Below are 10,166 nucleotides of genomic sequence, written 5' to 3' on the forward strand. Positions count from 1 at the left end.
GTGACGGTCATCCGGTACTCGTATTTCCCGGGCTCGGTGTCAGCGGGGCCGCGACGTCGGACCTGCGCAAGCGCCTGCAACAACTGGGCTACGAAGTCCACGATTGGGAGCAAGGCGTCAACTTCGGCCCGGGTGCCGACAATGACCTGGTGCTCGAACGTCTGGGTGACCATCTACAGCAGATACATGCGTTGCATCGGCGTTCGGTTTCTCTCCTTGGCTGGAGTTTTGGCGGCGTCTACGCCCGTCAGTTGGCCGCGAAATATCCGGAACTGGTGCGCCAGGTCATCACGCTGGCGACCCCTGTTGCCGACAACGCGGACGCCACTCACGCCGGATGGCTGCTGAACATGCTGAGCAGCGGTATATCTCCAATGAGCCAAGTATCAATGCGGCGCTCCGATGCCGTCACGTCTGTCCCCTGCGCTTCGGTCTACTCGAAAACGGACGGAATTGTTGCGTGGGAAGGATGCGTCTCGACCGAGTCAAGGAACCACCGCAACATTGAGGTCGAGGACGTGAGCCATATGGGCATGGTCCATCATCCGGAAGTGCTGCGCGTGGTGGCGGACCTTCTCGCCCAGCATCGGGGCGGTCCTAGGGCGGCGGTAACGCGGGCTGTAGGTCGATAGTGTTTCCGAGTGCGCGAAATCATCTTCAAACATCGTAAGGACTGCGGGCGAAATGCCCGCGTCTCAAACCCCGTCTCACCGGATGGCAAACGGCCTAGAAAGCCGAATTCCGTCTGCCACCGAGGATTGCCGCAGGCCCCGTTATCCCATCACTGGATTGGCGGGACAACGCCCAGCTTTTCGGCCAGCATCCGTTCATACAAGCCGAAATGCAGGTGGACCTCCTGCTGGGTCACCGTCTCGACCAGGATGTTGACCTGGTCCGGTAGCAAGCCCATTACCGTTGCGATTGTGGTCTCAAGTTGCGGCGCACAAATCCGGTCTTCTGAAAGCGTCGTGCCTATTGTTATGTCATAACTTTGCTCCTTGCGGAAAACGATTTCGACGATACGGGCTCGCGCGCTCATGTTGTTATCAACCGCCAGCCTCACAACCCCGGCAAGCTGATGCATCACTTCAGTCGGAAAGCCTTTCGTTGAGCGCAACCTCAACCGATGCTTACCGAGAGTTATCCACTCTGTTTCGAATTCCATTGCGTTCTCCTGGGTGACACTGGTGCGCGGATGGTAGGGGCGGTTATCGGCTTTTCAAGAGCGAAAAATTCTTCAACTGGCGGGCTTGAAAATCATTGTGCGTATCCTATTTTCAAAGCGCTCAGGCAGTTGCTCGCGGGTTGTCGCGGGCGCTGCGTGTTTCAACCTTGTTTGTCTGCGGCCGGGGCAAATGGACTGGAGCGCGTACGCCGGTTCGTCTCCCCGCCACCAGAGGAGAAAGCGACCATGAGTGACCTTTACTTTGGCACCGAACTCTTCAGCGAACTGGACCGTCTGCAACGGCAGATGTCTACCCTGTTCGGCGGATTTCCGTCCAGCCTTCGCTCAAGCCGGCTCGGGACCTTCCCACCCATCAACATCGGGGCGACAGACGACACGATTGAAATCGTCGCGTTTGCGCCTGGTATCGATGCAACAAAACTGGATATCTCCATCGACAAGGGGCTCCTCACCATCGCCGGCGAGCGGACAAGCTCACTGCGCCATTCCGCCGAAAGCCGGCGCGCCTACGCGCAAGAGCGATTCGCCGGCTCATTCCGCAGAGCAGTCGAATTGCCGCAGCATGCGGACCCCGACAAGGTGCAGGCGCGCTACGTAGACGGATGCCTGTTGATTTCGATTGGTAAGCGCGAGGCTTCGAAACCCCGTGCAATTACGGTTGAGTGAGAGGTGACATCATGAGCGACCCGACCCAAATCGCCCAGCGCGAGACTGGCGCTGTAAGCCGCAATGCTACCGAGGAAAAGACGCGTCGGCTAAAGCTGAATCCAGCGGTAGACATCTTCGAGGACAGTCAGGGAGTGACACTGTTGGCAGACCTGCCCGGCGTGACGAGGGAGCGCTTAGAGGTGAGCGTGCATGACGGAAGTCTCACTATCGAAGCGGAGTCGGCGGTACCAACTCCTGCGAATTTGCATCTTTCGCACGCGGAGATACGCGCGCCATATTTTTCGAGGCAGTTTGCCGTCAGCGACGACTTCGACACTTCGCGGATTGAAGCCAATCTGAAGGAGGGCGTACTAAAGCTGACCATCCCGCGTCGGGAGGAGGCAAAGCCACGGCGCATTGAGGTCAGCGTAGGATGAATGCGGTTCCAGAAGCACGGCAATAGCGACAAATTGAAACGTAACGCGCTTCGGTTGAGCCGGTGATGAAGATGCGGTCCGCCGCATCTTCATCGCGCTTTGTCAGTGCTCGGCTCGCCGCCGGACTGACTCAGGCTCGACCTATTTGCCGTCAGTACCGGTACGCCCAGCGTATAAAGAAATGGAAGGCTTTAGAGTGGACGCGCCCGACCTCGGCTCACAAGTCGCAGGACAGCGAGCAGGATGACCGCGCCAATCAACGCCGTAATAAGTGAGCCTATTATGCCGCTTCCCAGATGTAGACCCAGCGCCCCGCCAAGCCAACCTCCTATGAAGGCTCCGACAATTCCCACGATGATGTCGACCACGATGCCGAAGCCACCGCCATCGACGATACGACCGGCCAAGGCGCCAGCAATGCCTCCGATAATCAGCCAGAAAAGGATTCCATGCGAGACCGGGTCCATGTGTCTTCTCCTATAGAGCTAAATTCGCGTTAGCGGCGAGCAAGCAGTCCGATGATGAGCCCCCCGATGAGTGCCATCGTGACCGCTTTCCAGGGAGCCTCATGAACGTAATCGTCGGTCGATTCAGAGACCACACGATACTTCGTCTTGACCACCTCCCGTGCACCGGCAATCTTCTCCTTCAGGTCGGACAGCGTCGATGCACTGGTTGCCCGGTCCCCTTCGCTGGCGCTGGACTTCGCTGTGGAGCCGTTGCTCCGTTGAGATGAACCGACAGAATTGGCCGGGTCAGACGCAACGGACGACGTACCGGATGCCGGGGTGATTAATTGATGGGACTCGGTCATTTGAACCTCCATAGTTCGTTTGAATGGCCCAAGAGTTGAGCAAGTGGCGTGCCCCGCAGAGAACGCCGAACGCGGGTGGAGAAGGTTGTAGTGGCCTCTGGAGTGCTGGGCGTATTCGACACTGATGAGGAGGCAGAATCGGCCGGCCTTTCCTGGTGTCGCGCGTGGGCCGATAACCACGGCTAGCGATTGGTATCGCGGAAGGCCATCCTCCCTCGGTAATGCTGGTGCCATCGAGGCTTCCTCGGTCCGCGGGAAGAAAGACCGGTCCGATGCCTCATCAACCAACCAGCCGACGATAGGCACTCAGGTGTCGGACAAGCCCCTGTTTGTCGCCACGAAGCTCGCTCAGGCGAGCGAGGTTGAAGTGAGCGTCGGCATGCGTCGGGTCAATTTCTAAGCACCGCTGGTAAGCTGCTGCCGCCGCGTCATAGCGTTTCAGTTCCTCTAGGACGACCGCGCGGTTAAAGTGAAGCAACGCGTCCTCGGGAAAATGCTCGAGTGCGCCATCGAAGACGGACAACGCCTCATCGCAACGCGTTTCCGCCTCGCATAGCAATACGCCCAGATTGGTATATGCGTCGTAATGCGGTGATGGCGCAAGCTCAAGCACTTTCCGGTAGGCCTGCTCCGCACCGACCGCATCTGTTTCAGTGAGCTGTTCGGCAAGTGCGAACCATTCTTCTGCCTGCTCTTGCCGGCTCGCCACGTTTCGCGGTGCCGCGTCCAGAAACGCAACATCACCTCGAATAGGTGCAACCTCGAAATCGAGGAGGTGCTGGCCCGAGGCCGCGTCCCATTGGGACTGTCCTGACCTGACAGCCACCGATTCACCGACCGATGTGATTCGGATTCCAGACAGCGGAAGCTCGTCGGGGAGTTCCGCTTTCAGCTTGGCAAGCGCCTTCAGAATTTTCCGTGATGAAACTTTCGCTGGTTGCAATTGAAATGCGGTGCGAAGGACCACGACATCCTGGAACGAGAACCGGAGTTCGTTTCGCCGGCCACGCGAGGGATGGACGAAGCCCGCGTCAATCAGCCCGGATAGAACTCTGCGCGAGACGCCCAGTAGCGACTGGAGGCTTCGCAACGAATAGTCGCGTGACAGATTTCTTCTGTTCACTTGCGAGCTCGAACCTTTGCCGGCGGCGCTTCTTTCACGTCGACTCTCGGTGCGGCTCGTTTGACGGGCCGCCGTGGCTTGGCTGATAGCGCTTCGACGTCGTCATCGGGCGAAGCCTTCTTCGGAGCAGTTGTCTTTGCAGCCGGTTTCGCAGGGGCGGCTCGTTTCGTTTTGTTGGCACTTAGACTTGCTCGCAGCGCTTCCATCAGGTCAATCACTTGGCCGCCAGATTCCTCTGCAGGCCCCTCCGGTGACACAATCTGTTTGCCGGCAATTTTCTGGTCGATGGCTTCGAGAATCCGCTTCTTTTCTTCGTCTTCGTACGCCGTCGGGTCGTACGCATCTTCCGAAACTTGGTCAATGATTTGAAGCGCAAGCTTCAGTTCCATGGCACTGACCGTCACCTGCTCAATATGCAAATCGCTCAGCGCCCTTACCTCATCGGCAAACAGTAGCTGCTGGAAGACCATCCCGTCCTCCGCTGGCCTTATCTGAACGATTCGGGTCTTTCCCTTGTACGACCATTTGGCCAGCGCGCAGCGTTCGCTCTCTCGCATGGCCTGTTGCAGCAGGCTGTAGGGTTTGCCGCCGCGCTTGTCGGGAGCGATGAAGTACGCCTTGTCATAGTAGAGCGGGTCCACCGAGTTTTCCGGAACGAAGGAAACAATCTCGACTACGTGGCTCGCACCTTCTTCAAGCGCCTTCAGTTCGTCAGGCGCAAAGACGACAAACTTCCCCTTTTCAAATTCGTAGCCCTTCTTCATGTCGGCGCGGGCGACGACATCGCCCGTGGCCTCGGATATGTACTGCTGCTTGACCCGGCCGCCTTCCGGCGTCAGTAGATTGAAGCCAACGCCGGCAGCGCTGTCCGTGGCCGAATATAGCTTCACCGGTATGGACACCAGACCGAAGGAAAGCGTCAGCGATGCGATGGAACGCGCTGCCATGAGATTCTCCTGAGACCGGCCGGCGGCAATCCGCAGGCGTACTTACACACCATCCGTTTCCGGGTACCACCCCTGCGCAAAACAGCATGGGATGTGCCTATCTCTGCTGCCAGTTACCATCCATGCACGTAGCTTCGAGCCATCAGACCGTTGCAGCCCGACTGCCGTCCTACCGCAGACGCTTCACCGCGACGCCAGTGATTGGCGTGTTGTCCAATATGCCTCCCACGGGTCACGCGGCTGGAAGCTAAGATACTCTCTCGCTGTTTGCACCGTCCAGTGCGCGCCGCTTTTCAGGTCGGGGAGTTGTTCCCACGACACTGGCATCGAAACACCCATTCCGGGCCGAGCCCGCGCAGAAAATGCGGTGGCAGTCGTCTGCGCCTTTCCGTTGCGCAGGTAATCAACATAGATTTTGCCAACTCTGTTGCCAGCCCCCGACGTTGCCGAAAAGCGTTCGGGGATGGTCTTTGCCAGATGCCGGACGAACGCCTGCGAAAACGCCTTTACCGATTTGTAGTCCAGTCGGGGCGTCAGCGGCACGACAACATGCAGTCCTTTGCCTCCGCTTGTCTTCAGCCAGGCTTTGAGGCCCAGCTCTGTCAACAGCGCATGCACAAGCACAGCCGCTTCCTGAATCTGCTTCCACTTGACCCCTTCGCCCGGGTCCAGGTCAAAGATGACGCGGTCGGGCTTGTCAATTTGCAGGACCGTGGAATTCCAGGTATGGAACTCAACGACATTCATCTGGGCCGCCGACATTAATGAGTCAGCGGTATCGACGGTCAGCAGCGGCGGGTGATTCAACCACAAATCGCGGTTATGGGCTTTCAGCCCCGGCATGGCAGTCTTTTCGGCGTGCTTCTGGAAAAACAGCTCACCAGAAATACCAGTGGGCGCGCGGACCATGGCCAGCGGCCGGTCCTTGAGGTGCGGAAGCATCCATTGGGCAACGCTTTCGTAGTACCGAATCAGGTCCAGCTTTGTAACGCCGCTTGTCGGGTCGACGATACGCTCAGGGTGCGTGACTTTCACCTGAGAAGTGGGCGCTGGCGTCAGAGTCTCACCGGCTTCCCGGACGACAAGGCGCGCGGGCTTGTCGGCGCGCAGACCCTTGAACGACGCCTGGCGCACAACACCTTCCGCGGTCCACTCGGCAAATTCGACCTCGGCAACGAGCTCAGGCCGAACCCAGCGCTCGCTGGCCGCCGCACGCCTTGACCAGCGGCTGGGCTTCGATACGGCGACGTCGAAGGGCGCTGCGTCCAGCTCCAGCGGCGTCAGGCGCATCCACAGGTCCCGCCCAGTGCGGGCATTCCAACCGGTGCCGACGCTCCCGGCATCATGAAGCTGTTTGCCGACATAGTATCCAAGCAAAAGGCTGCCGACTTCTCCGTCCTTGCCGCCTCTAGCGGTGAAGCCGCAGACAACCAGCTCCTGTCGCAGGCGGCACTTCGCCTTCAGCCATGTCTGGGTCCTCCCTGACTCATATTTCGCGTCGCGACCTTTCAACATCAGCCCTTCGAGACCTAAACCAGCAGCCGCCTCGAATATCTGAGCCACCGGAGCGTCGAAGTCCTGACTGAACCGGATGCGGTCGCCCTCATCCTTGAGCAGTTGCAAAAGCAGCGCGCGCCGCGCCCACAGCGGGACATTCCTGAGGTCCTTCCCTTCGAAGTACGGCAGGTCGAACAGGAAATAAATGATTTCCTCATTCGCGGCGCCATCTATAGCGTTCTGAAGCGCGCCGAAATCTGGGAGGCCGTTTCTGAGCACGACGATTTCGCCGTCCAGCCAGCCACTCGGGACTGGCAGCTTTGCAACCTCTGCAGCCAGGCTTGCGAGCTTCTTCGTCCAGTCGTGGCCGCCGCTTGTGAACAGCCTCACGCGCCCCTTGTCGACGCGGGCGAGCATTCTGTAACCATCCAGTTTCGACTCGACTATCCAGTCGCCGCCCGTCGGCAGTGACGAAGCCAGAGTCGCGCGCTGCGGTTCGAGTTTTGCGGGGAGCGGCGCGCTCGTGGCGGCAGACAGGTCTAGGTCCTGGTTGCTCTTGCGCGCCGGCCGCACGGATTTCGGCTCACGCTCTTCGACGAGCCCCAAGGGCTTGGTGGCGACGCTGTCGGGAAGCGCCTTGATGACATCGTATTTCGCCAGCGGCTGCGCCCACTCATCGCGTTTTTTGAAGAGCATCCACTGGTCTTGCTTGTCCTCCGGCTTGGATATGCGGACCAGCTCCCACAAGCCCGCGAGTTTCTCGCCATGGAGCTGGAATATCAGCTTGCCAGCCGCCAATGCCTTTCGTGGGTCACCGACCGGTTCCCACGTCCCACGGTCCCACACGATGACGGCGCCAGCGCCATACTGCCTGGGCGGAATCGTTCCTTCGAATGTCGCGTACTCCAGCGGATGGTCCTCCACGTGGATGGCTATCCGTTTTTCCTTTGGGTCGTAGCACAGCCCCTTGGGTAAAGCCCACGAAACCAGCACGCCATCCAGCTCAAGCCGGAAATCGTAATGAAGGCGACTCGCCCAGTGCTTCTGAACGACGAAACCACGGCCCGCTGACCTGCGCGTGGCGTGGGTCGATGGTGCAGGTTCGGGCGTAGCTCCGAAATCCCGCATTTTCCGGTAGCGGCTGAGAGGTGAAGACGCCGCGCTGCGAGTCGTGACCATGGCTGCAGTCGAAGAACGCCCAAATCAAGGTAGGTTTCCGCGCCGGCTAACCGCCGGAGGCACAGGCTTTAGTGGCAGCGCCACGGCGACCGCCAGACTTCCATCCGCCCATAGCTCGAAGGCCAAAGGTTATAGGCGCACCGTCAAAGTATCACTCTGCGACGCGCCAATGTTAGAACCTGGTTTAGCTCCGGCCTTCGGTGCCCTTCAGTTCACCATGCTTGTGTGAATGCGTCGCTGCGTATTTCAGTTCGAAATGCGCACCTTTGCCGCTACGTGTTGGCGGAAAGTGTTCGCCTTCGACGCAGGTGACCTCGAACGTGTCTTTCCCATCATCATGCACGACCGAATAAATACCCGAAACTTTTACTATTTCGCCCGGCTTGTATGAACTTTCGCCCGCCATCGTCTTTCCCCTTCAAATGGTTGAGAACACCGACGAAGCAAGCGATGTTCCGAGCCGGCCAAGCGTGGAATAGCCGCTCGGATTACTTGTGGACGCTGGGGAGGAATGCTTAGCTTCGAGCCGTCCGAGAATGATGCAAGGTGCGCGCTGCATTGCGCTCCAAGATTCGACTGATTGCGTAGCAGCAAGCCAATCATGCGCGTGAGGTTCGGCAGGTGCTCGACGACGGCCGCTGACCTGGGCGGCTCGTTGTGAACGTGACCACTTGGATTCCGTAGCCTCGCGCGTACAAAGGCATCCGCTTTATGGGAGGCATGGCTGTTGCGCAGGCTAAGCAAATGTTTAAGCATGCCGAGCCATGTCGACTGTTCTACTCGTTGATGATGACCCCGATAACCTGTGGGCGCTCCAACTGGCACTCGAAAGCGGGGGCCATCACGTGCTGATTGCGCAAAACGGGGCGCAAGCGCTACGGACTGTCCTGCACCAAATGCCCGCGCTAATCGTTACTGACTGGCAAATGCCTGAGATGGACGGGGCGGAGCTGTGCAGACGAGTCAGATGCCAACCCGCGTTCGCGCATTTGCCAATAGTGATGCTATCTGCTATGGCCGAGCCGAGTTCCGACCCACGCTGCTGGTCAGCTTTTTTTCGAAAGCCGGCCGACCTCCAGATGCTCTTGCAGACCGTCAACGCGTTCGTAGCAGCGCGACTGACAACTAGCATCACGTCGCCAGCTTTTGCGGGTCGACCGCCTCCTCGCTGGCAGCCTGTCAACGAGCGCTGCTGGCCGTAGAACGTTCGCCCGTAGCAATCCAACCTTACTCGATGAGCGTGCGTCTGAGTGAGGTAAGCGACTTCTCCGGTCACCTCCGCAGGGTCCGCGTAAAATAGGTCAAGATTCGCGGGCTGGGGCAAAGCATCGCGACCGTCCAAATATCCTTGACCAAGCCAGTTGTCATCTAACGATTGAATCACGTCTACCGCTGCGGTCTCGCGGCTTCATTTCAATGTCAGAAGCTGGGCCGGACTTCATGGAAAGCAATAGCCCGTACACCAACAACGACGAACTCGCCAACCGAGGAGCGAGGCAGCCAGACTACGCTTCAGAAAACAGTGCGCTAGTTAGGCTTGCCAAAGCCCAGACAGGGCCGAGGGCCAATCTGCTGCAAGAAATCGCGGCGACGGCACAGTCGATTTGTGGTGCAGGTAGCGCAGGTATCAGCCTTGTTGAGGGGGCTGGCGATAGTCGGTATTTCCGGTGGTTGGCGGTCGCAGGCCTCTGCGCTGACCTGCAGGGTAAGGCGACAGCATGGAACGAGTGCCCTTGCGGGGTAGCGCTACAGGCAAGAGCGCCCCAATTGTTTGTCCGACCGCAGGACCATTTCGCTTGCCTCCAGATTCCCGGCGTCAAAGTTACTGAGGGTATTGTCGTCCCCATACCTGGCGGTGACGCTCAATTGGGCGCGATATGGGTGATGTCCCACTCCGATGAACGTCAGTTCGACCGCGAGGATGTCCGGCTGCTCTCAAATCTTGCTGTGTTCGCCGGGACAGCGCTAAATATCGTTGACGCCCGCGACAGCGGCATTGAGAGTGACCGGCGGCATAGTGAATTCATCGCCATGCTTGGACACGAACTGCGCAATCCGATGGCTCCAATTGACAGTGCTATTGGCGCGGCCAAACGTTTGTGTGCCGACAACGCGAAGGCGGTAGAGGTATTAACCGTTGCCCAACGGCAGGTAAGGCATCTGCGAACGCTGGTCGACGACCTGCTTGACGCTGCGCGATTGAAGCACGGCAAACTTACCATCAAACACAGCGACACGTCCCTTAACGAGATTGCGTTTGACGCGTTAGCGGCGGTCAGGCATCACTTCGACTCACGTCGGCATACATTGAAGGTTAGCGGGCTTGATGCGCCTG

At 58.8% G+C, this 10,166-nt stretch carries 12 protein-coding genes; 5 read left to right on the forward strand and 7 right to left on the reverse strand.

Annotated features, from left to right (window positions below; genetic code table 11):
- Positions 1–632, forward strand: a 632-nt coding sequence (locus PQR02_RS38445; protein ID WP_408243061.1) for an alpha/beta fold hydrolase, incomplete at its 5' end; no start/stop codon positions are given.
- A 149-nt stretch (positions 633–781) separates the two neighbouring features.
- Here the strand turns inward: PQR02_RS38445 and PQR02_RS38450 are convergent.
- Positions 782–1,165 carry a hypothetical protein gene (locus PQR02_RS38450; protein ID WP_408243062.1) on the reverse strand — a complete coding sequence of 128 codons (384 nt, stop codon included), beginning with the start codon at positions 1,163–1,165 and terminating at the stop codon, positions 782–784.
- A gap of 246 nt (positions 1,166–1,411) precedes the next feature.
- Here PQR02_RS38450 and PQR02_RS38455 point away from each other — a divergent pair, with 246 nt between their 5' ends.
- Together PQR02_RS38455 and PQR02_RS38460 are read left to right on the forward strand one after the other, a co-directional pair.
- The gene (locus PQR02_RS38455; protein ID WP_408243063.1) at positions 1,412–1,852 is read left to right on the forward strand and encodes an Hsp20/alpha crystallin family protein; all 441 of its coding nucleotides are present in this window, start codon (positions 1,412–1,414) and stop codon (positions 1,850–1,852) included.
- An 11-nt stretch (positions 1,853–1,863) separates the two neighbouring features.
- The gene (locus PQR02_RS38460) at positions 1,864–2,271 is read left to right on the forward strand and encodes an Hsp20/alpha crystallin family protein (RefSeq protein ID WP_408243064.1); all 408 of its coding nucleotides are present in this window, start codon (positions 1,864–1,866) and stop codon (positions 2,269–2,271) included.
- A 191-nt stretch (positions 2,272–2,462) separates the two neighbouring features.
- On the opposite strand, the gene PQR02_RS38465 is transcribed toward PQR02_RS38460, so the two are convergent.
- The 6 genes from PQR02_RS38465 to PQR02_RS38490 all read right to left on the reverse strand — a co-directional run bounded on the left by PQR02_RS38465 (position 2,463) and on the right by PQR02_RS38490 (position 8,237).
- A complete protein-coding gene (locus PQR02_RS38465; protein WP_408243065.1) occupies positions 2,463–2,738 on the reverse strand; it encodes a GlsB/YeaQ/YmgE family stress response membrane protein in 276 nt (91 codons plus the stop codon).
- 29 nt (positions 2,739–2,767) lie between these two features.
- Positions 2,768–3,085 (reverse strand): glycine zipper domain-containing protein, encoded by a 318-nt coding sequence (locus PQR02_RS38470; protein ID WP_408243066.1) that lies wholly within the window; start codon positions 3,083–3,085, stop codon positions 2,768–2,770.
- Positions 3,086–3,365: 280 nt separating this feature from the next.
- Complete coding sequence (locus tag PQR02_RS38475; protein WP_408243067.1) at positions 3,366–4,208, reverse strand: tetratricopeptide repeat protein; 843 nt, start codon at positions 4,206–4,208, stop codon at positions 3,366–3,368.
- Positions 4,205–5,155 (reverse strand): non-homologous end joining protein Ku, encoded by a 951-nt coding sequence (ku, locus tag PQR02_RS38480; protein ID WP_408243068.1) that lies wholly within the window; start codon positions 5,153–5,155, stop codon positions 4,205–4,207. The genes PQR02_RS38475 and ku overlap by 4 nt, the downstream gene beginning before the upstream one ends.
- A 183-nt stretch (positions 5,156–5,338) precedes the next feature.
- Positions 5,339–7,831, reverse strand: coding sequence for a DNA ligase D (gene ligD / locus PQR02_RS38485; protein ID WP_408243069.1), 2,493 nt, complete (start codon positions 7,829–7,831; stop codon positions 5,339–5,341).
- Positions 7,832–8,015: 184 nt separating this feature from the next.
- Complete coding sequence (locus PQR02_RS38490) at positions 8,016–8,237, reverse strand: hypothetical protein (protein ID WP_408243070.1); 222 nt, start codon at positions 8,235–8,237, stop codon at positions 8,016–8,018.
- Between the two features lie 358 nt (positions 8,238–8,595).
- On the opposite strand from PQR02_RS38490, the gene PQR02_RS38495 reads away from it, so the two are divergent.
- A complete protein-coding gene (locus tag PQR02_RS38495; protein ID WP_408243071.1) occupies positions 8,596–9,033 on the forward strand; it encodes a response regulator in 438 nt (145 codons plus the stop codon).
- A gap of 238 nt (positions 9,034–9,271) precedes the next feature.
- Positions 9,272–10,166: sensor histidine kinase (locus PQR02_RS38500; protein ID WP_408243072.1), on the forward strand; the 895-nt coding region annotated here is incomplete at its 3' end.

The organism is Paraburkholderia sediminicola, from assembly GCF_046026895.1.
GTDB lineage: Bacteria > Pseudomonadota > Gammaproteobacteria > Burkholderiales > Burkholderiaceae > Paraburkholderia > Paraburkholderia sediminicola_C.

Excerpts from the sequence above, each read along its gene's own strand:
- PQR02_RS38450 (WP_408243062.1), bottom strand. The coding sequence starts at position 1,165 with ATGGAATTCGAAACAGAGTGGATAACTCTCGGTAAGCATCGGTTGAGG.
- PQR02_RS38455 (WP_408243063.1), top strand. The coding sequence starts at position 1,412 with ATGAGTGACCTTTACTTTGGCACCGAACTCTTCAGCGAACTGGACCGT.
- PQR02_RS38460 (WP_408243064.1), top strand. The coding sequence starts at position 1,864 with ATGAGCGACCCGACCCAAATCGCCCAGCGCGAGACTGGCGCTGTAAGC.
- PQR02_RS38465 (WP_408243065.1), bottom strand. The coding sequence starts at position 2,738 with ATGGACCCGGTCTCGCATGGAATCCTTTTCTGGCTGATTATCGGAGGC.
- PQR02_RS38470 (WP_408243066.1), bottom strand. The coding sequence starts at position 3,085 with ATGACCGAGTCCCATCAATTAATCACCCCGGCATCCGGTACGTCGTCC.
- ku (WP_408243068.1), bottom strand. The coding sequence starts at position 5,155 with ATGGCAGCGCGTTCCATCGCATCGCTGACGCTTTCCTTCGGTCTGGTG.
- ligD (WP_408243069.1), bottom strand. The coding sequence starts at position 7,831 with ATGGTCACGACTCGCAGCGCGGCGTCTTCACCTCTCAGCCGCTACCGG.
- PQR02_RS38490 (WP_408243070.1), bottom strand. The coding sequence starts at position 8,237 with ATGGCGGGCGAAAGTTCATACAAGCCGGGCGAAATAGTAAAAGTTTCG.
- PQR02_RS38495 (WP_408243071.1), top strand. The coding sequence starts at position 8,596 with ATGTCGACTGTTCTACTCGTTGATGATGACCCCGATAACCTGTGGGCG.